The sequence below is a fragment of the Rhodococcus sp. ARC_M12 genome, from assembly GCF_022810385.1.
In the GTDB taxonomy this organism is placed as follows: Bacteria; Actinomycetota; Actinomycetes; order Mycobacteriales; family Mycobacteriaceae; genus Rhodococcoides; species Rhodococcoides navarretei.
Genome location: NZ_JALGQI010000012.1, coordinates 175506 through 194906 on the forward strand (window position 1 = coordinate 175506; position 19401 = coordinate 194906).

General features: G+C 63.9%; 20 protein-coding genes. 3 read left to right on the plus strand and 17 right to left on the minus strand.

Annotated features, from left to right (window positions below; all coding sequences use genetic code 11):
* Positions 1–2 precede the first annotated feature (2 nt).
* From MTX35_RS16815 to MTX35_RS16865, 11 genes are all read right to left on the minus strand, one after another.
* A complete protein-coding gene (locus tag MTX35_RS16815; protein WP_027498221.1) occupies positions 3–1286 on the minus strand; it encodes an MCE family protein in 1284 nt (427 codons plus the stop codon).
* Entirely contained in the window at positions 1286–2284 is a 999-nt protein-coding gene (locus tag MTX35_RS16820; RefSeq protein ID WP_008713869.1) for an MCE family protein, read from the minus strand. The genes MTX35_RS16815 and MTX35_RS16820 overlap by 1 nt, the downstream gene beginning before the upstream one ends.
* Positions 2281–3348, minus strand: a complete 1068-nt coding sequence (locus MTX35_RS16825) for an MCE family protein (protein ID WP_027498222.1) — start codon at positions 3346–3348, stop codon at positions 2281–2283. Before MTX35_RS16825 ends, MTX35_RS16820 begins: the two co-directional genes overlap by 4 nt.
* The gene (locus MTX35_RS16830) at positions 3345–4700 is read right to left on the minus strand and encodes an MCE family protein (RefSeq protein ID WP_008713865.1); all 1356 of its coding nucleotides are present in this window, start codon (positions 4698–4700) and stop codon (positions 3345–3347) included. Before MTX35_RS16830 ends, MTX35_RS16825 begins: the two co-directional genes overlap by 4 nt.
* Positions 4697–5557 (minus strand): ABC transporter permease, encoded by an 861-nt coding sequence (locus tag MTX35_RS16835; RefSeq protein WP_027498223.1) that lies wholly within the window; start codon positions 5555–5557, stop codon positions 4697–4699. The genes MTX35_RS16830 and MTX35_RS16835 overlap by 4 nt, the downstream gene beginning before the upstream one ends.
* Positions 5558–5562: 5 nt before the next feature.
* Complete coding sequence (locus MTX35_RS16840; RefSeq protein WP_027498224.1) at positions 5563–6357, minus strand: ABC transporter permease; 795 nt, start codon at positions 6355–6357, stop codon at positions 5563–5565.
* Positions 6358–6362: 5 nt separating this feature from the next.
* Positions 6363–7553 carry an ABC transporter ATP-binding protein gene (locus tag MTX35_RS16845; RefSeq protein ID WP_094665774.1) on the minus strand — a complete coding sequence of 397 codons (1191 nt, stop codon included), beginning with the start codon at positions 7551–7553 and terminating at the stop codon, positions 6363–6365.
* A 442-nt stretch (positions 7554–7995) separates the two neighbouring features.
* Positions 7996–8382, minus strand: coding sequence for a 50S ribosomal protein L7/L12 (rplL, locus tag MTX35_RS16850; protein ID WP_008713856.1), 387 nt, complete (start codon positions 8380–8382; stop codon positions 7996–7998).
* A 90-nt stretch (positions 8383–8472) separates the two neighbouring features.
* Positions 8473–9054, minus strand: a complete 582-nt coding sequence (gene rplJ, locus MTX35_RS16855) for a 50S ribosomal protein L10 (protein WP_008713855.1) — start codon at positions 9052–9054, stop codon at positions 8473–8475.
* A 328-nt stretch (positions 9055–9382) separates the two neighbouring features.
* Complete coding sequence (locus MTX35_RS16860) at positions 9383–9859, minus strand: class F sortase (protein ID WP_231893840.1); 477 nt, start codon at positions 9857–9859, stop codon at positions 9383–9385.
* Positions 9860–10014: 155 nt separating this feature from the next.
* On the minus strand, positions 10015–10791 hold the full coding sequence (locus tag MTX35_RS16865) for a CHRD domain-containing protein (RefSeq protein WP_027498227.1): 777 nt from the start codon (positions 10789–10791) through the stop codon (positions 10015–10017).
* Between the two features lie 144 nt (positions 10792–10935).
* Here MTX35_RS16865 and MTX35_RS16870 point away from each other — a divergent pair, with 144 nt between their 5' ends.
* Positions 10936–11469: an RNA polymerase sigma factor gene (locus MTX35_RS16870; protein WP_045840763.1), complete on the plus strand. Its 534-nt coding sequence runs from the start codon at positions 10936–10938 to the stop codon at positions 11467–11469.
* On the plus strand, positions 11466–12182 hold the full coding sequence (locus tag MTX35_RS16875; protein ID WP_027498229.1) for a hypothetical protein: 717 nt from the start codon (positions 11466–11468) through the stop codon (positions 12180–12182). The genes MTX35_RS16870 and MTX35_RS16875 overlap by 4 nt, the downstream gene beginning before the upstream one ends.
* On the opposite strand, the gene MTX35_RS16880 is transcribed toward MTX35_RS16875, so the two are convergent.
* The 6 genes from MTX35_RS16880 to MTX35_RS16905 all read right to left on the minus strand — a co-directional run bounded on the left by MTX35_RS16880 (position 12164) and on the right by MTX35_RS16905 (position 18761).
* The gene (locus MTX35_RS16880; protein ID WP_094665724.1) at positions 12164–14383 is read right to left on the minus strand and encodes an MMPL family transporter; all 2220 of its coding nucleotides are present in this window, start codon (positions 14381–14383) and stop codon (positions 12164–12166) included. The genes MTX35_RS16875 and MTX35_RS16880 overlap by 19 nt on opposite strands.
* Entirely contained in the window at positions 14384–15538 is a 1155-nt protein-coding gene (locus MTX35_RS16885) for a hypothetical protein (RefSeq protein ID WP_068053212.1), read from the minus strand.
* A complete protein-coding gene (locus MTX35_RS16890) occupies positions 15535–16275 on the minus strand; it encodes a phosphatidylserine decarboxylase (protein ID WP_068053209.1) in 741 nt (246 codons plus the stop codon). Before MTX35_RS16890 ends, MTX35_RS16885 begins: the two co-directional genes overlap by 4 nt.
* Positions 16275–16472, minus strand: a complete 198-nt coding sequence (locus tag MTX35_RS16895; RefSeq protein WP_027498233.1) for a hypothetical protein — start codon at positions 16470–16472, stop codon at positions 16275–16277. The genes MTX35_RS16890 and MTX35_RS16895 overlap by 1 nt, the downstream gene beginning before the upstream one ends.
* Before the next feature lies 1 nt (position 16473).
* Entirely contained in the window at positions 16474–17712 is a 1239-nt protein-coding gene (locus tag MTX35_RS16900; protein ID WP_094665723.1) for an SDR family oxidoreductase, read from the minus strand.
* A gap of 344 nt (positions 17713–18056) precedes the next feature.
* Positions 18057–18761 (minus strand): TetR/AcrR family transcriptional regulator, encoded by a 705-nt coding sequence (locus MTX35_RS16905; RefSeq protein WP_027498235.1) that lies wholly within the window; start codon positions 18759–18761, stop codon positions 18057–18059.
* Positions 18762–18965: 204 nt separating this feature from the next.
* Here MTX35_RS16905 and MTX35_RS16910 point away from each other — a divergent pair.
* A partial coding sequence (locus MTX35_RS16910) for an MFS transporter (RefSeq protein ID WP_374230286.1) occupies positions 18966–19401 on the plus strand: 436 nt, incomplete at its 3' end.

Genomic DNA, 19401 nt, shown 5'->3' on the forward strand with positions numbered 1-19401 from the left:
TCTCACTGTCCCCCACCTCCGATGTACGACTGCTCCAGTCCGGGCATCGAGCTGTTTCCGAGCCTGGGCGAGACGACGCCAGGCACGGTGCCCGGCACGGACACGTTCTGCTCGATGTCGTTGGTGAGAACGCCGAACGGCAGCACGATCCGGTTCTGGTCTTTGATCGGGGCCTGGATCATCGTGGTGATGTTGGAGCACTGATCGATGATCGGCTGAATCTGCGCACCGAGTGCTTCGAAGCGCGGATCACCGGGAACCAGCTTTCCGAGATCGATGAGCTGACACAGGGTGCCGAGCGGATCCTGGGTCTCGTTCTGGAGATTGGCGCGCGTGGCGAGCGTTCCCGACTCGGCGTCGTAGGCGTTTACCAGGTTGCTGATGGCCAGCGGCAGCAACGTGAGCGTTTGCACCAGCTGCTCGCGGTTGTCGGCGAGTGTCTGCGTCGGAACCGTGAGACCGTTCGCGGCATCGGTCAGTTGGGTCCGGTTGTCCGCGACGAACGTCGCCACGTCGCCGAGCGAGACCGACAGCTGTTGGAGTGCAGCTCCGAGGTCCTCTCGCTGCCCCGACAGGAAACCGGTCAGGTCGGCCAACTGGGTGTTGAAGTTGCGTACCTGCTGATCGTTGACGGCCAAGGCGCTGACGAACGTCTGCAGGTTCTTGATCGTGTCGAACACGTCGGTGCGCGAGTCACTCAACGTTCGACCGGCGGCCGAGAGCTGGGTGATGCTGTTGCCCAACGCTTCACCGTTGCCGTCGAGGTTGGCTGCACCGGTGTTGACCAGATCTGTGAGAGCGCCGTCCTTGTTCGCGCCGTCCGGACCGAGGGCGGTGGACAGGTCGTCGATGGACTTGTACAGCTCGTCGACCTCGACGGGTGTTGCGGTTCGATCGCGACCGATCGTCGCGCCGTCGGCCATGGTGTCGCCGCCGGTGTAGGCGGGTGAAACCTGGACGTAGCGGTCGGCGACGAGCGACGGGGTGACCTGCACGGCCTTTGCGTCCACAGGAATGTCGACCCCACGGTCGACGCGGAGGACGACCTCCACGTCTTCGCCTTGCGGCGTCACGGAGTCGACCGTACCGACCTTGACGCCAAGCACGCGCACCTCCGAGCCGGAATAGATGCCGATCGACTTGTCGAAGTAGGCGGTGATCTTGGTCGTTCCGGCCCTGGTGAACAGCCACCAGCCGGCGACCGCGAGGACGAGCGCCACGGTCACGACGACGGCGATCAGCGCGAGCTTGTTCTTGCTTCTCGGTGCTGTCTGCGTGTCTGTCATCAGTTCCCCGCCAACGTATCGAGCGAGGGCTGGCGGTAACCAGGTATCAACGGAACTCCGGGCGGTGTGAGGTTTGCCAGCGTGATGTCTATCCACCGGCCGTTGCCGGTCAGATTCGTGTACAGCCGAATGAACGGTTCGTACAGCTTCAGCGCACGGTCGAGGTTGTCGTTGTTGCGCTGCAGGATCTCGATGGTGCCGTTGAGCTGCTGCAACATCGGGTTGATGGTGGCCTCGTTGTCGCGAACCAGGCCGGTCAGCTCTTGCGACACTCGCTGAGTGCCGGTGAGCAGCTGCGAGATGGCCTGCTGCCGATTGTTGAGCTCTTCGAGAAGCGGGCCCGCGTCGGTGATCAGTTGGTTGAACTGCTCGTTGCGGTCGGCCAGCACCTTCGAGGTCTCGCCGGTGGCCTCGAACAGCTTCTTCAGTTCCTCGTCACGGCTGGCCACGGTCTGCGATAACCGAGTCACACCGTCGAGCGAGGCACGGATGTTCGCAGGCGTCTCGGAGAACGCCTCGGACAGGGTCCGCATGCTCGTCGCCAGCTGATCGGTGTCGATGTCGCTGATGGTCGAGGCCGCAGCGGAGAACGCGTCGATCACGTCGTACGGGGACGTGGTGCGCTCGAGCGGAATCGGGTCCTTGGGGCTCAACGTCTCCGGACCGCTCGGGTCGAGCGCCAGATATTTCTGCCCCAGCACAGTCTTGATGGCGATGGCCGCTCGCGACTCGTTGCCGACCCAGGCGTCCTTGACCGTGAAGTCCACGAGCACCCGGTCGCCGTCGAGACGCACATCGGTGACCTTGCCGACCTTCACGCCCGCGATACGGACCTCGTTGGGCGGCTTGAGCCCTGCTGCCTCGCTGAACTCGGCGGTGTACACCGAACCCGCACCGATGATCGGGAGCCGGTCGAGAAAGAAGACCGACATCGTGGCGAGCAGGATGATTGCGATACCTAGCGCACCGATGGTGGCCGGACTACGACGAGATTTCATTGCTTGATCCCCCCAGCTTTGCAACGCGCTGCGGAGTTCGTGTACAGCGGCTGGTTGACGGTCGGCAGCCCGGTCGGCAGATTCAGATTCGGCGAACTACCCGGTCCGGCGACGATGTCGATACCGCACAGATAGAAGGTGAACCAGGATCCCTGCTGGGCCGTGCGAATGAGCTTCTCGAGTTTGACGGGCAGAATTCCGAGGACCGTGTCCACGTCGTCGCTTCGTCGGTTGACTGTCTCGGCCAACGTGTTCAACGCAGTCACCGAACCCTGGATCGACGGCCTGGTCGGCTCGAGCAGGTCGGCGGTCGCGTTGGTCAGGCCGGCGAGCGACGTCACGGCGGAGCCGACGACACCACGGTCGGCCGACAGGCCCGAGACGAGCTGCTGCGTGTTGACGATCAGGCTGTCGAGCTGCCCGTCGTTCTGGTTCACCGTCTCCAACACGTTGTTCAGATTGGTGATGACCTGCCCGATGACCTGATCCTTGTCGGCGACGGTGTTGGTCAGGGTCGCCGTATTGGTGACCAGTTCGTTGATGGTGCCCGACTCCCCCTGGAACACCTGAATGATCTGGTACGACAGCTTGTTGACGTCATCGGAGCTGAGCGTGGTGAACAGCGGGCGGAAGCCGTCGAAGAGCGTGGTCAGGTTCACCGCAGGCTTGGTCCGCTCCAACGGAATGGTGGCACCGTCGGTGATCTTCCGACCCTGATCTCCCGAACCCTGCTCGATGGCGATGTAGCGCTGGCCCACCAGGTTCCGGAATCGGATGGTCGCCGTCGAACTGGCCGGGAGCCAATCACGACTGCTCAGAGTGAAGTCCACCTTGGCTTCGCGCTCGTTGGCGATCTCGATCTTGTCGACCTGGCCGACACGAACGCCCGCGATACGAATCTCGTCGCCCTCGTTGAGAGACGTGACGTCCGTGAACACAGCCGAGAACTTGGTGCCGCCGCCGCCGCTGGAATTGGCGATGGTGAAGGCAAGGGTGGCCGTAGCAATGATCGTAATCACGGCGAACACGACCAACTTGATGATCGGCGCGAGAAGGCCTCTCATGGCACGGTCACCTCCACTCCTCTCAGTGCCGGTGCGCCGATAGCGGCCGCCCACGACGGAATACTGTCCGGTGCAACACCACTCGCCTGTCCGTAGATCACGGCCAGAGTGTCGCGCTCGAAGTCGGAGCCCTCGTAGCTCGCCGGCTGCGCGGATGCGGAGACGGCGGGAACGATGGAACTCTGGGCAGACTTCGGTGGTCCCTGTCCTTCGATCACCTGCGGGCCCGGGTTCCGGGTCGGCACCTGGTAGGAACCGTCGTTGATCGAGCCTCCCGGATACTGCGGGAAGAACTCCCCCGGCGCCGCGGGCTCGAAACAGGTGGCTCCGCGATCGTCGAACAAGCGCGGCTCGTCCTGGTTCGGCAAGTAACGACCCTTCGGGTTGACGAACGGTGCGGAGACGTTGATGCCGGGGTACTCGTCGCCCTCACCGAGTACGACTTTTCCGCGCCTGGCACCTTCGGCGAAATAAGTGAACGTGCAGCCGAACGTCGGGGAGAACTCGGCCAGCAGCTCGAGCGCTTCCCGAGAGTTCGCGGCCAATCCGATCAGGTTCTCGGAGTTGGTCTGTAGAAAGTCCGCAGTGGTGTACGACGCCGAGGTCAGGGAGCCGTACAGCGTGTCGAGGCTGGACTGCCGCTCGACCACGGTGTTGCCCGTCGTCCGCAAGTTGTCCAGCGCCGAGACCAAGTCCGGTGCCGCGTCTGCGTAGGTCTGCGAGAAGTCGGCCAGCCCGACCAACGTCTGCTGGATGTTCGGCAACTCCGTGTTCAGACCCGACACGATGTTCGTCAGGTTGTCGATGGTCTGGCCCAGTTGCTCACCGCGCCCGCTGAGGCCCTGCGCCAACGACCCGAGGGTGTTCGCCAGATCCTGTGGCGGAATCGCCTGCAGCAGTGGAAGCAAGCCGTCGAGCAACTGCCCGACCTCGATGGCGTTTCCGCTGGTGTCCTGTTTGAGGACCGTGCCCTCGGAGATCGGCGACGCCGCATCGTTCTCGGGCACGATCAACGAGACGTAGCGCTCACCGAACAGTGTCTTGGGAAGCAACCGTGCCGTCACGTTCGACGGAATCAGCGGTGCCTTGTCCGGATCGATGGCGAGCTGCGAGGTCACGACGCCGTCGACGGTGGACGCCGAGCGCACCTCGCCGACGATCATTCCGCGCACCTTGACATCCGCGTTCATCGGCAGCGCGTTGCCGACCGAGTCGGTTTCGAGGCTGACTTTCACCACATCTTTGAACGTCTTGTTGTAGGACGTGATGCTCCACCCCAGGAACAGGATGAGCACCAGGAAGAACGCCAAACCGAGGAGTACTCGCTTCAGTCGCGACGGCGAGTCGATCATCCCGCAACCCTCACTGTGGTGGTCGTGCCCCAGATGGCGAGGCTCAAGAAGAAGTCCAGTACGGCGATCGTGACGATCGCGGTACGAACGGCACGGCCCACTGCGACGCCGACACCGGCAGGTCCGCCAGAGGCGTGGTAGCCGTAATAGCAGTGGATCATGATCAGGACGAAGGCGAATATCAGCACCTTCAAGAACGAATACAACACGTCTTCCGGAGGTAGGAAGAGGTTGAAGTAGTGGTCGTAGGACCCCGTGGACTGCCCGTTGAAAATGGTGCTGATCCCTCGGGATGCGACGTACGACGCCAACAGCCCGACGATGTACAGCGGGATGACGGCCACGAAGCCTGCGATCATGCGGGTGGTCACGAGGAACGGCACGCTGGGTACGGCCATCACCTCGAGCGCGTCGATCTCCTCGGAGATTCGCATGGCACCGAGCTGGGCGGTGAAACCACAGCCGACGGTGGCCGAGAGTGCCAGTCCTGCGACAATCGGCGCGATCTCACGGGTGTTGACGTACGCGGACAGGAATCCGGTGAGCACGGAGCTACCGAGCTGTTCGAGGGCTGCATAGCCCTGTAGACCGACGACGATGCCGGTGAAGCCGGACATCATCACGATCACGCCGATGGTCCCACCGATGACGGCGAGCGCACCGCTGCCGAAGGTGACCTCCGCCAGCAGGCGGAGCACCTCCTTCTTGTAATGCACTGCGGTCTTGGGAATCCACCCGATGGCCCGCAGGTAGAACGACATTTGCTCGCCTGCGCGGTCGAGCACGTTGAGCGGGGCGTTGCCGACGCGCTTGACGCGCATCAGCGTGCGGTCACCGCGACCTCTTGCGATCGTCATCGCGGTTACGCTCCCTTCGCTGGGACGACCTGGAGATAGACCAGGGTCAGGATGAGGTTGGCGAAGAAGAGCAGCAGGAACGTGATGACAACCGTCTGGTTCACTGCCTCGCCGACGCCCTTGGGTCCGGGGTTGGGATTGAGGCCCTTGTAGGAGGCGATGATGCCCGCGATGAGTCCGAAGATTGCTGCTTTCGCCTCGGCGACATACAGATCCGGCAGCTGGGCCAAAAACGAGAACGACGCCAGATATGCACCGGGGGTGCCGCCCTGAAGGATCACGTTGAAGAAGTAACCGCCGGCGATGCCGACGACCGAGACCAGGCCGTTGAGCAAAAGTGCGACGAGGATCATCGCGAGCACTCGGGGAACGACGAGACGATGTACCGGGTCGATACCCAGCACTCGCATGGCGTCGATCTCCTCGCGGATGGTGCGCGAGCCGAGGTCTGCAGTCACAGCAGAACCGGCAGCGCCGGCCACCAGCAGTGCGGTCACGATCGGACTGCCCTGCTGGATGACCGCGAGCACGCTGGCCGCACCCGTGAACGACTCGGCACCGAGCTGCTTGATGAGCGATCCGGTCTGCAGCGCCACGACCGCGCCGAACGGAATGGCGACGAGCGCCGTCGGCAGAATCGTGACGCTGGCGATGAACCAGGCCTGCTCGATGAACTCGCGGAACTGGAACGGCCTACGGAAGGTGTTGCGAACCACCTCGACGAACAGTTCGACGATATTGCCGGCTTGTGTCAGAGCGGCGCTCGCCGGAGCGAACGTGGACTTCTTCGATCCCCCCATGTCTGCTATTGACCCCGACCTTGTGTTGGAGCTTGGTAGCCCTGCTGATCATGACCTTGCCCGCTGTAACTCTGCTGGTCGTAACTCTGCTGGTCGTAACCCTGGTGGTCGTAACCCTGGTGGTCGTAACCCTGGTGGTCGTATCCCTGCTGGTCGTAACCCTGCTGGTCGTAACCCTGCTGCTGGTCTGCATACGCGGGGTAACGCTGACCCGGGTCGGTGGTGTCGAGGCTTTCCTGGATCGCAACCTGGGCATTGTGCGGCAGGGTGTGCATGATCTGGCGGACGCGCTCCTGCCTACGCCCGACGGCTTCGCGCACCGGAGTTCCGGGAGTGGCCTTCATCTGCGGCACGATGCCTTCGACGTCGTCGACGCCGCCGGCGTGGTGGCCGGCGTCGACCATGGCCTGCTCCTGCGCCATCTGCGCCTCGTCCTTCTCCTCCGACATGCCGATCGGACCGATCATCGTTCCGTTGAGGAACTGCTTGACTACCGGCTCGTCGCTCGTCAGGAGCACCTCGCGGGGGCCGAACATGACCAGCTGGCGACGGAAGAGCATGCCGATGTTGTCGGGCACCGTCCGAGCGAGGTTGATGTTGTGCGACACGATCAGGATCGTGGCGTCGATCTCGGCGTTGATGTCGATCAGGGTCTGCGAGATGTACGTAGTGCGAACGGGATCGAGGCCGGAGTCCGGCTCGTCGACCAGGATGATCTCGGGATCGAGAACCAGAGCGCGGGCGAGACCGGCGCGCTTACGCATACCGCCGGAGATCTCGCCGGGCAGCTTGTCCTCGGCACCGAGCAGACCCGTCAGTTCCAACTTCTCCATGACGATCTTGCGGATGTCGGACTCGGACTTCTTCGTGTGCTCGCGGAGCGGGAACGCGACATTGTCGTAGAGGTTCATCGAGCCGAACAGTGCGCCGTCCTGGAACAGCACCCCGAAGAGCTTCCTGATCTCGTAGAGCTCACGGGAGGAGCACTGCAGGATGTCGGTTCCGTCGATGAATATCTTGCCCTGTTCGGGACGCAGGAGGCCGATCAAGGACTTCAGGAAGACCGACTTGCCGGTACCGGAAGGACCGAGGAGCGCACTGACCTCACCCTTCGGCAGGGTCAACGTCACGTCCTGCCAGATCTTCTGTACCCCGAAAGACTTGGTCAATCCCTCGACCGAAACCTCGACTCCCACGCTGACCTCCACAATTCGTACACATCGACCCGGATGTGGGTTGTGTCACTGTATCCCATGCACGTGTCCGCACCGACACGGGAGCTTACCGCCCAGTAAGAACTTCCCCGAGTCAGGCTGTAGAGCTTGCATCAGTGTGGCTCATCTCACGCGACACGGTCGGCGACTCGCCAGAACTGTGACAAGTCCCTGCGTCACAAAGCTGTGACACGCCACAAACAATGACCGCCGAAACCCTTCGGAATGCTTTGGACTTCGGCGAAACCGAGTAAACAGGGGCACAAGGCCGGTGTCACGCGATTTGCAGGAGTCCGTGATCGATCACAACGGTGCACCCCGTGCGGTGTCCGAGAACAGAAGAAGGGCCGTCCCACCGAGGTGGGAACGGCCCTTCTTGCGCTCGTGCGTTCAGAGCACGAAGCACGACTGCAACGAAGCGGTCCTACTTGACGGAGATCTTCGCGCCGGCAGCTTCCAGCTTCTCCTTGGCGGCGTCGGCTGCGTCCTTGGCAACCTTCTCCAGAATTGCCTTCGGAGCGCTCTCGACGAGATCCTTGGCTTCCTTCAGGCCCAGGCCGGAAACGACCTCACGGACGACCTTGATGACCTGGATCTTCTTGTCGCCGGCCGACTCGAGGACGACGTCGAACTCGTCCTGCTCTTCAGCAGCCTCGGCGGGGGCTGCGCCGCCGCCTGCAGCAGCAACGGCGACGGGGGCAGCTGCGGTGACCTCGAAGGTCTCCTCGAATGCCTTCACGAACTCGCTGAGCTCGAGGAGAGTGAGCTCCTTGAACTGGTCGAGCAATTCTTCGGTGCTGAGCTTCGCCATGGTGGCGGGTCCTTCCTGTAAGTACCTAACCGCTGATCCGCGGCATGGTGTTGATGGTGTGGAGCTGAGCTGTACGCCAATACCAGCGGATCAGCTTTCGGCGGGAGCTTCCGCCGGTGCTTCTGTTTCTGCAGGTGCCTCGGCTGCGGCGGGTGCGCCGGCAGCCTTCTTCTCCTGCAACGCGAACGCCAGACGCGCGAACTGCGATGCGGGAGCGTTGAACAGGCCTGCAGCCTTCGACAAGTTGCCCTTCATGGCGCCGGCGAGCTTGGCCAACAGGATTTCGCGCGACTCGAGGTCTGCGATCTTGTTGATCTCTTCCACGGACAGCGTTGCGCCGTCCATGTAGCCGCCCTTGACGATCAAGGCCTTGTTGTCCTTCGCGAAGGCCTTGATGGCCTTCGCTGCGTCGACCGGCTCGCCCTTGATGAATGCAATGGCGGTCGGTCCGACGAACAACTCGTCGAGGCCGGTAATACCTGCCTCGGCCGCTGCGCGCTTGACCAGGGTGTTCTTGGCGACGGAGTACGTGGCACCTTCGCCGAGCGCACGCCGGAGCTGAGTCAGACCGGACACCGACAGGCCACGGTATTCCGTGACGACGGCAGCCGTCGAACCCTTGAACTGTTCGGTGATCTCCGATACTGCTGAGACCTTTTCGGGCTTTGCCATACTTCGCCTCCTCTCGTGGGAAGTTGTGTCGATCGCGAGAGGGCCGGAAAACGACGAACGCCCCGGCGCAAGAAGCACACGGGGCGTGAACGAGCAGGCAGTCGCGAGGACTGCAGACAGGTTCCCTACCTCGTTCTCCTGCGTGGGCCGTCCGACACGATCTCGGACCTTCAACCGCGCAACTCCCGGAAGTGAATCCTTCGAGAAGGCGGTGACCAACGGTCTTGGGTAGAACTTGATTGGGCGGTCTGGACCGGAGTGCGAGCACTCGTGATCCGAACCGTTGTTCAGGTTACAACATCCTCCGCGTCAACTCCAAAACGCTGGGCTATTGCCGCACTCCGTAGACGACGAGGTTGCGCTCGTAACTGCCCACCGAGGCGTCGAAGTCGCCCGAGCACGTGATCAGCCTGATCTCGTCGGTGGGCACCGCCCCGAAGACCTGCACCGTCGGGAACTCCACTTTGCCGTAGTCGCCGACCCGATCGATGCGGTAGTCGACTCGACCACCCGTCCCGTCCCCCACCGTCACGACATCTCCCGGTCGAAGCTCCGACAACCGATCGAACACTGCGGGACCGGTCGTGGAATCCACGTGCCCGGCCAGCACGGTAGGACTACCGATCACGCCCGGTCTGCCGCCGCCGGTGAACCACCCGACGTCGTCGTAGTCGCTCGGCACCTCCATCTCGCCGTTCTCGGTGAGATGGAGGCCGATCAACGGCTCGTCGAGGTCGATGGCCTCGACGCTGAGCCGGGTCGGTGCCTGCGCCGCGAAATCCGCCGTCGGGCCCGGTCCCGGCAAATCTCCAGCGGTCGAGGACTCGGTCGCTGGTGCGGCAGGTGGTACCGAGGTAGGTGTTGGTGCGGCAGGTGGTGATGGTGCGGCAGATGGCGGCGGTGCGGACGTACAGCCCGTCACCACCACCACTGCCGTAACAGCAACCAGGAGCCGAGATCTCAGCTGCGTGCCGTTCCGCTGCGGCGAGCAACCAACGTCACTCCCGCGATCGCCGTTGCACCCAGGACTACTGCGCCGAGGGCAACCGCGCCGACGACGGGCACCGCATTACTGGAGGCCGAATCGGACGCCGCGGCCAGAGCCGAACCGCCACCTCCGGTGGCGACGGAGCCGACCGGAATCTGCGTCAGCTGTCCGCGTACCGCTCCGGCCACGAAGTCGACGGTGTGGGTGTCGGCCGCGAAGCCCGCCGGATTTGCTTCGATCTGGTCCAGCGTGAATCCGGTTCCACTGTCGGCGTCGGCACCGGCCGGCGTCAGGCCGGTGGTGAACGGTCCCTGCATGCAGCCGGTGCTCGAACGTGGGCCGTCACCGATCGGCGTCGGGTTCGGGAACGCCAGACGCGGAGGTCCCGCAGCACCCGCCGCCGCCTCGTGAATGTGCGTGGCGGTCTTGGCCGGGCTCATGTAATCGCCGGTGACGCCGTCGAGCGCGATGTCGTAGCAGACGATGTCGAGATCGGAATTGATGCGCAGCGTGAACGTGCCCGTCGCGCCCGGCTGGCCCGGAGTGGCGACACCGTCGCCGTTCACCACCTGGTCGGGAGTTGCCATCGCGGTGAACGCGCTGGTGAACGAGTCCGGTTCGGCAACGGGGGTATCGGCACCGGCCGGGGCCGCGGTGAACAGCATCAGTGCAGCGGCCGTGCCGCCGACGACTGCGGTGGCGGTGCCGCGGACGGACATGGTCGGGCGGGTGATCGAGCGTCTGGTCATCTCGTGGGCCTTCCGTGGGAGCATCGGGCAGGCGAGCCCGTGCAGAGGTGTACGACGGTCGATGCCACGATGTTCAAAATTCGGTAAAGAAATACTCCAGTCTCGGATATGAACGTCCGGGGGTCCGTCGACGTAGTCACTGTCATGAGCATCGGGAGCGTGATCGAACTGCACTTCGACGTCGCTGCCGCGTACGACGAGCATGCGTCGGCCATGCTCGGTTTCGCCGTCAACGCACTGCGCGACCGAGCGCTTGCCGAGGACTGCGTCCAGGAGACGTTCCTTCGCGCATGGCGGGCCCGGTCCCGATTCGAGCCCAGCCGAGGAGCGCTGCGTACCTGGCTGTTCGCCATCGAGCGCAATGTGATCGTCGACGTCCAACGGTCTCTGAGCAGAATGCCGAAGCCGGCGTCGGAAAGGATCGAGGACCTCGACCGACGATCGGTCGCGATCTCGCGTGACACCAGTCCCGACGTGGACGAGCGACTGCGCATCATCGCCGCGCTCGCCCTTCTCTCTCCCGATCATCGGCAGGTCGTCGTTGCGGTGCACCTGGCGGGAACCACCTATGCGGAACTGTCCGAGTCGACGGGCGTTGCCGTACGAACATTGCGCACTCGCGCCTTCTACGCACTGAGGGCGCTGCGAGACCATCTCGACGGACAGGAGGAAGCATGAACGCCCGAGACGATCGCCGAGCCGAACTGATCGCCGCTGCCGTCGGCGACGACCTCGACGACACCGAGGCCGCCGAGCTACGCGAGCTCGCAGCATCCGATCCCACCGTCGACAGGGACATCGCCGAACTGCGCGCGCTGACCGGGACTCTCGGTCGTCGCGGTCCGACCGAACCGTGGCTCGAAGCATCGACGTCACCCGACCTCCGCGCCCGAGTTCTGGGTACGTCACCCGGCTCTGCGTGGCCACCCCAGCGGACACGTGGACCGCGCAGATCGGCCGGCCTGGCGGCCGCCGCCGCGATCGCGGGGCTGGTCGTCGGCAGCGGCGTCGTGCTCGGTATCGACGCCTCTCGACCGCAACCCGAGGATCCACCGGCCGCGATCACCGGACCTCCGGGAACCCTGGGTGCCTACGAGCAGGTCGCTTTCACCACGAGCATGCCGAGCGTGGACATCGAGGGCGGCCTCGTTGCGCACACGTGGGGCACCGAGACGTTCCTCGACATGGACGGCGTGTCCGATCGAGGCCCGTACGAGGTCGTCCTCGTCGATCGGTGGGGCACCGAACTCCCGTCCGGCACGTTTCTCGGTAGCGACGTCACCATCGAATGCCGCATGAACGCGGCGGTACTTCGCGGCGACGTCACCGAGATCGAGATCCGCGGCGCGGACGGCTCGCTGCTGGCGTCGGCTCAGTTGCCGACCACCTGACGATTCCGCGTACCGGGCCACCAGTTGCGCTCGCCGAAGAGCTTCATCATCGCCGGCACCAGCATCATGCGCACCAGCACGGCGTCGAACAGCACCGCGATGGCAAGAGCGAAGCCGAACTGTTTGAGCTCGAGCACGTCTGCGGTGAGGAAGCTGGCGAACACGGCGATCATGATTGCGGCGGCGGCGGTGATCGGCCTGGCGGTGTGTTCGATGCCGTCGACGACGGCGACGTCGTTGCTCGCTCCCCGCACGAACACTTCTCGCATACGGCCGATGAGGAACACCTCGTAGTCCATCGACAGACCGAAGACCACGGCGAACACCGTCACCGGTAGATACACCTGGATGTAACCCGGGCTCTCGAAGCCGAGAATGCTCGAACCCCAACCCCATTGGAAGACGGCGACGGTGGCACCCAGCGCTGCCCCGGTGACCAGCAGGTTCATGGCGACGGCCTTGAGCGGGATCACCACGCTGCGAAACACGACGGCCAAGTAACAGAGAGAAAAGGCCAGTACCGCGGCGACGACCCAGACGAACTTGCCGGAGATCTCCTCGGATGCGTCGACCACCAGCGCGGTGGTACCGCCCACGGACACGCTGGTGCCGTCCACGTCACCGGCGAGAACTGCCTGAGAACGCAGGGTTTCGACGAGGTCGGCGGCCTCCGTCGAGTCGATCGGGACCGACGGGACCACGATCAGCAACGACCGGCCGCCCTCGGGTTGCGCCAACGCGTAGGCGACGCGATCGTCTCCGCGCACGGAGTTCGCGAACGCGTCGACCGTGGCGATCTGCTGCGGTCCCAATGGACTGTCGTCCTCGCCGGTGAACACGATGGTGATGGGCGAGATGGTGCCGGGCGCGAACTTCTCGGTCAGGACCGTGTTGGCTCGTCCGGACGGTTCCGCGCTCAGCGCCTCGGCACCGAGATCGACCCCGTACGAGATCGAACCGATGGGAACCAGGCAGACGATGAGGACGGCGGCGGATGCGACCGTGTAACGCCAGGGGCGCTCGATGACGTGCTGCGCCCACCGCGACCACCACGTGGGAACTGCGGCGTCGTGCTCGTCGACCGAGGGAGGTTGGAATCGTCGCGGCAGCGACCAGGCCCCGATGCGCGTTCCCAGCACCGCGAGAAGTGCCGGCAGCAGGGTCCACGCGACCACGACGACGGTGGCGATGGTGAGCGCGACGACCAACGAGATGCTCTGCACCGCAGGGACATCGACGATCGCGAGGGCTCCGAGTGCGATCAACACGACCAGACCGGAGATGACGATGATGTGTCCGGCGGTGCCCATGGCCGCCCCCACCGCGCGCTCGGTCCTGTCCGAATCTTCACCGGGTCCGGCCCGCCCGATCTCCTCCCGGAACCGACTGACGATGAAGAGTGCGTAGTCGATTCCCAGACCCAGACCGAACATCGCCGCCACCGTGGTGACGAGAACATCGAAGGTCATCACGTTGGACAGCAACGCGAACATGCCGAACGCCGCCAGCACTCCGATTCCGGTGGTGACCAGCGGCACGATGCCCGCGACCACGGAACCCAGCGCCAGAACCAGCACCACGAAAGCGATGGGCAGACCGATGCTCTCGGCCCGCACGGCGTCCTCGGATTCGACGCGGGTGAGATCGACGGTCATCGGCGAGTAGCCCGTCACCGCCACCTCGACGCCATCACCGGACGCACCGCCGATCATCTCCTGCACGCGTTCGGCCACTGCGATCCGATCGCTGGCCTCTCCGCCGATGCCGACGAATGCGAGCGCCGAGGTCCCGTCGTCGGAGATCGTCGGGACGAATCCTGCGCTCTCGTAGGGGTCGACGACACGCAGTACGTCCGGTGACTGCCTCAGTGACGAGACGACCTCGGCCACCCGTGCGCGAAAGGCCGGGTTCCGGCTGTCCACCGAATCCGAGGTGAACGTGACGACGAGCTGTTCCGAGCCGAAGGACGCGAAATGCTGCTCGACCAGTTGGTCGGCGCGGCTGGATTCGGTTCCGGGAACGGAGAAGTTGGCCCCCACCAGGGAGTTCTGCAGCGCTGGGTACAGAATCGCGGATCCCACCGCCAGCAGCGTCCAGATCGCCAGCACCACCCAGCGTCGCCGCGCGACCAGTCGACCCCACCGGTCGCCGATGTTTCCGCAGCTCACCTGCGGGTCGATTCGCGAGATCGTGTCGGTCATCTACGTCAACTCCCGGCTGAAGATGCGGTACGTGCGGTGCGGAGCGAGTTTCGTCCGGGACAGGACCGAGCCCTTCATCCACGGACTGTCGTCGAGCACGGGAGCCGCTTCGACGCGCGTGAACCCGAGATCGCGCATACGCACCGACATCTCCATGATCAGCAGAGAGGACACGGCTCGATCGGGGCAATCCGGATCGACGAACAGCATGTCCACCCGCACTCCGTCGATGACCTCCGTGCGACCCGGACGCTTGACGTGCCACAGCGTCACCAGGTCTCGTGCCCAGCGCGACTTCAGGTGCGACGCCTTCGCGGCGGCCTGATTGACGTCCGGGATTCCCATCAGAAAGCCGACGGGCTTGCCGTCGAGTTCGGCCAGCAGGGTGAGCCGACGATCGATGACCGGAAGCATCATCTTCAGCAACTCGAACAGTTCCGTGTAGGACAGCGGCGAGAAGCCCCAGAAGTTCACGAACGTCTTGTTGTAGAGATCCCGCACGATGCTCGCGTCGCGTCGCAACGTCCGGTATTTCATCGACCGGAACGTCACCTCGGATCGCGCCTTGATCTTCTCGAAGATCTGCATGTGCCGCGCGTATTTGGGGTCGTTGTAGATGATGCACGGGTCGTCGAAAAGGTAACTGTAGAAGTCCTTGACCGCCATCAGACCCCACTTCTCGAAGTGGGCCGCGTAGTAGAGCGGATTGTGCGGCATCCCCACCAGGGGCAGCGCCGGGACCTCGTCGACGACGATGCCTGCGCTGTAGAACATCGACGGACCGAAGGGCCCGGAAATCGTCGCGAGTCCGCGCGCCGAAAGCCAGTGCGCCGCAGCGTCGAGCAGCGCTTCGGCGACGTCGTGATCGTCGACCGCCTCGTAGAAGCCGAAGAAGCCGATCGGCTCCCCCGTGTACTCGGTGAACGACAGATCGTGGATGGCCACGACGCGACCGACGGCAATCCCGTTCTCGCGAGCCAGAAATGCTTTCGTGACGCGGGTGGCGGCAACCGAGGGCGGCGGTGCGATGAGAATTCGGCCCAGGTCCATCGACTCGTCGGGTAGGCGGTACGGATCGCCCTGGTAGACCAGGTCCGAGACGGACTCGAATTCACGCCAACCGGCTTTGCCGTCGACCTCTTCGATCGTGATCATCGTTCCTCTTCGCTCGGTTGTCTGCCGTCGACGAGGATCGGTGAACGCACCACCGTCGTCTCGCCGGCGAACACGTAATTGCCTGGCCGGACAGTGATCTCGTCGACGAGTGCGTCGGGCACGAACACGTCGCACTGAGAACCGAAGCGGATCATTCCGTACTGCTCGCCGCGCTCGACGGTGTCGCCCACCGCGATGTGCGCAACGATGCGATTGACCCACAGGTCGGCTATCTGCGTCACCGTCACCACGGCTCCGCACGCGTGCTCGATCGACACGGTGAGTCGTTCGTTGGTGAGCAGGTAGTCGCAGCCCACGTCGTAGGGAGTTCGCCGCGTCAGCAGATTGGCCCCGACCCGGGCCATCGACTTGTTGAACGGTGCCGCAGATCGGTGTCGGCGCATCCTGACGATGCCCGAGATCGGAATTCGATTGCGGTGTACCGAGTATTCGGACATGTAGATGCCGATGAGGTACCCGCTGTCGGCTTCGGCGACGCCGGCGATCTCGTCGAGGGCAATGGTTCGCCCCTTCTTGACTGCGAACGCGGTACTGCCTGCCTCCACTCGTTTGACGTACGTGACGAAGCCGTCCGCAGGAGCCAGTACCGCTCGCGGATCGGCGGGCGGTACTCGATGCGGATCGCGAAAGAAGAACCGGGTTCGCCAGTAGACGAACAGCGCGAACGGAGCTGCCGTCGCGGCAGCGAGGCCGAGGGCCCACCGACACCACGACATCAGCTGTGCCGCTGTTCGTCGACGCTCTCCGACCAGGTCACGAAGGCATCCGCTGCCCAGTTCCGCACCGGGCCGGGCAGCAGTCCGATCAGCCCACACACCACGTAGAAGCCGAGCGAGAGAACGCCGTTGGTCACCTCGCGGCCGATGGGTACGTCCCGTAGGCGCACCGAGGTGGGCTCGAATCCGTCTGCCACGTCAGTTGACGGCGGCGGGCGTGAGCGTCTTGAGCTGTGCTTTCTCGAAATAGAGCTCGAACAGTCGGCGGTGGTCGCACCACGAGATGTCGTGGTCGAGTGGGAGTATCGCCTCGGGCTTGTGCACCAGGCGCATCAGCTGATCGATGTTGTCGGCCAGCATCGTCTCGGCAAATCGAGGCGAAATGCGCGAACTGACGCGCTCTTTGAACTCGTCCCAGCTCACCAGGTCGAGTCCGAGCAGCTCGGCGTAGAGGTCGTGGCCGTAACCGGTGGGGTTGCTCGGTAGGAGCCGCGTCAACGGGTGACTGCGCAGCGCATTGCCGGCCATGACGTCGCACATCACGTCCACCGGAACGTAGTTCATTCCCGGGCCGTCCCAGATGGCACCGGCGGCGATGGCCAGTTCGATGATGCGCCAGAAGCTGTACACCCGTCCGGGATCACGGCCGAGTTCGGTACTTCCGAGAATGTAGGGGGCCTCGCACAGGGTGACGGAGTAGGTGTCCGACATCGAGAGCCACCCGAGAAGCGTTGCGTTGACCCACTTCATCTGCGCGTAGCCCGAGTACCACCACGAATCCGGGCGGCGAAAATCCTCGGGCTTCTGGTAGAGGTGAGCTCCGATGCTGCCCACGTAGGTGAGGTGCTTACGCGTGGAGGTGATGCTGAATTCGAGAATGCGCAGGACGCTCACGAACCAGTCGTCGCGCAGATCGGCATAGCTCTCGGTGTAGTCGGTCGAGCTGGCGCAATTGAAGATCTGCCCCACTCCGGCAGCAAGATCGAAGTAGGCAGCCTTGTCGAGACCGAACCGGAACGTCGTGGGAGTGCCCTCGACGATGCGAATCTTGTCGGCGTCGACCTCGATCTCGTACTGGTCGAAGGTGCGCTGCAGGCGCTCGAACGCCGTCTCCTCCTCGGTGGGGCGCACCATCGCATAGACGACCTCGACGGCGGAATCACGAGTGAGTCGGCCGATCAGGTGCGCGCCGAGGAATCCGTTGGCTCCGAACACCAGCGCCGTGTCGGTGCGCGGCGGTGCCATGCTCGCCACCCGGCGTCGGGTGTCCTCGTCGACGAACGGCCGCAACGCGGTCGGATCACCGTTGCTCAGAGCGACGACGTCGGCGTACTTGCCGGCGAAGCGAAGCCCCGGGCATTCGCTGGTGATCAGTGCATCCGCGTGCGGCCAGACCGGACGCAACGAACCATCTCCGAACAGTGCTTCTACGTGCATTCTCGCTCCCCTGCAACGATCGGTGTCCCATGTCACTTCGGACCGGCAGAACGTAGCAATTTCGAGGGCTCGAGATCGGGTGACCGGGAAAGTCTGGTACGCCCCATAGCGTTGCTCAACTTTTGTTGAGAGGGTTCCCAACAGAACACAGTCGAACGGGCGGATTATTGGAGCAGATTACGACCGATTCGCGTTCCTCGTGTCAGTTTCAGAAGACGGCTGCACGATGTCAGAAGTGCACTGCAGTGCAACTCCGAGTTCTCGAGCACACGTCCGGCCGTATCCAGTGAGCGCTGCGATCCCTGACTGGATAGCGCATTGATGGTGAAATTTCGCATCAAGTTTTATTGGCCGTCGGTGAGCTGCGGGTCTAGCGTCGCGGCCGGCCGTGGACGGCTGTGGTCGCGCGAAGTGCTCGATCGGACACTTGCGGCATGGGCGGCGAGAAAGTTGTCGACGATTTGGATGCAGTCGTCGGCGTGGATGTGGCGCAGTCCTGTGAGGCGAGCGAACACTATCGGTCCGAGGAGCTGAATGAGGGCGAAGGTGGTGTCGATCTCGCCGAGTACAGCGCGAGCGTCAGGGGCCGTCAGGATCTGATCCAGGGACCTGCGGTATTGCTCTATGACACGGGCCCGAAGCGAGACCACCGCGCCAGGATCGAGATCGCGCCGGCTGGCGTCGCCGCTGTTGACGGGTCCCATTGCCAGCCAGGCCAGCGTGGTCATCTGCACCGGAGCTTGGTCGATGAGGTCGGCTTGGGTGGTGAGCAACGAAATCAGACGTTCACGTAGCGGACCGGTATCGATATCGGTGTCGACTGGGGGTAGTAGTCGCTCGAAGGTTGCAGCAAGCAGGTCAGTGGTACTTCCGAAGTGGCGGTACAGAGTGGCACGTGCAACCTTCGACATGCGGGTGACCGCCTCCACGGTGACCGCCTCGACACCGCCGGTGGACAGCAGCTGGCCCGCCGCTTCGAGCAACCGGTTACGTGAGCGCGCCAGCCGGGGGTCGGCCGGACCCTCGGCTGCAACGAGAGGGTCGACCATGAACGGGCTCCGCTCCATTTTGACTGACAAAACATGTCCTCGCTTGACCATTCTGTCACACCCGCAAAGTTATGATACTAATAGTCTCGTACCGAGACGATCAGTCTCTAACTGGGAGGCTGGCCGTTGAACGAACGTAGATCCGACTCTGCCAGCGTCGCTCGATGGAGCGGTGCCCAGTGGTGGATGTTGATTGTGTCGTGCATGGCGGTCGCGTTGGTGGTGGCCGCAATGGCGGCATTGTATTCAGCGTTGCCACAGATCGCGGTCGCGACAGGGGCGACGCAAGCTCAACTGACCTGGATAGTCGACGGTTATACGCTGGTATTGGCGTGCTTCGTTCTGCCTGCCGGTGCGATCGGTGACCGGTACGGTCGCCGCGGGGTGCTCGTGGCGGGGTTGGCGTTGTTCGCTTTCGCGTCGGCCTTGCCCTTGTTTCTCGCCGACCCGGCGTGGCTGATCGCTGCTCGCGCGTTGGCTGGGGCGGGTGCGGCGCTGGTCATGCCCTCGACGCTGTCGATACTGACCGCGGGATTTCCACCGGCGCATCGCGGCCGCGCTGTAGGTGTGTGGGCCGGGGTTGCTGGATCCGGGGCGGTCCTGGGCATCCTCGGGGCTGGTGTGCTGCTCGAACAGTGGT

Bases quoted from the DNA above. Each gene is read 5' to 3' on its own strand.
- MTX35_RS16815 (WP_027498221.1), bottom strand. From the start codon at position 1,286: ATGACAGACACGCAGACAGCACCGAGAAGCAAGAACAAGCTCGCGCTG.
- MTX35_RS16820 (WP_008713869.1), bottom strand. From the start codon at position 2,284: ATGAAATCTCGTCGTAGTCCGGCCACCATCGGTGCGCTAGGTATCGCA.
- MTX35_RS16825 (WP_027498222.1), bottom strand. From the start codon at position 3,348: ATGAGAGGCCTTCTCGCGCCGATCATCAAGTTGGTCGTGTTCGCCGTG.
- MTX35_RS16830 (WP_008713865.1), bottom strand. From the start codon at position 4,700: ATGATCGACTCGCCGTCGCGACTGAAGCGAGTACTCCTCGGTTTGGCG.
- MTX35_RS16835 (WP_027498223.1), bottom strand. From the start codon at position 5,557: ATGACGATCGCAAGAGGTCGCGGTGACCGCACGCTGATGCGCGTCAAG.
- MTX35_RS16840 (WP_027498224.1), bottom strand. From the start codon at position 6,357: ATGGGGGGATCGAAGAAGTCCACGTTCGCTCCGGCGAGCGCCGCTCTG.
- rplL (WP_008713856.1), bottom strand. From the start codon at position 8,382: ATGGCGAAGCTCAGCACCGAAGAATTGCTCGACCAGTTCAAGGAGCTC.
- rplJ (WP_008713855.1), bottom strand. From the start codon at position 9,054: ATGGCAAAGCCCGAAAAGGTCTCAGCAGTATCGGAGATCACCGAACAG.
- MTX35_RS16865 (WP_027498227.1), bottom strand. From the start codon at position 10,791: ATGACCAGACGCTCGATCACCCGCCCGACCATGTCCGTCCGCGGCACC.
- MTX35_RS16870 (WP_045840763.1), top strand. From the start codon at position 10,936: ATGAGCATCGGGAGCGTGATCGAACTGCACTTCGACGTCGCTGCCGCG.
- MTX35_RS16875 (WP_027498229.1), top strand. From the start codon at position 11,466: ATGAACGCCCGAGACGATCGCCGAGCCGAACTGATCGCCGCTGCCGTC.
- MTX35_RS16880 (WP_094665724.1), bottom strand. From the start codon at position 14,383: ATGACCGACACGATCTCGCGAATCGACCCGCAGGTGAGCTGCGGAAAC.
- MTX35_RS16885 (WP_068053212.1), bottom strand. From the start codon at position 15,538: ATGATCACGATCGAAGAGGTCGACGGCAAAGCCGGTTGGCGTGAATTC.
- MTX35_RS16890 (WP_068053209.1), bottom strand. From the start codon at position 16,275: ATGTCGTGGTGTCGGTGGGCCCTCGGCCTCGCTGCCGCGACGGCAGCT.
- MTX35_RS16900 (WP_094665723.1), bottom strand. From the start codon at position 17,712: ATGCACGTAGAAGCACTGTTCGGAGATGGTTCGTTGCGTCCGGTCTGG.
- MTX35_RS16905 (WP_027498235.1), bottom strand. From the start codon at position 18,761: ATGGTCGACCCTCTCGTTGCAGCCGAGGGTCCGGCCGACCCCCGGCTG.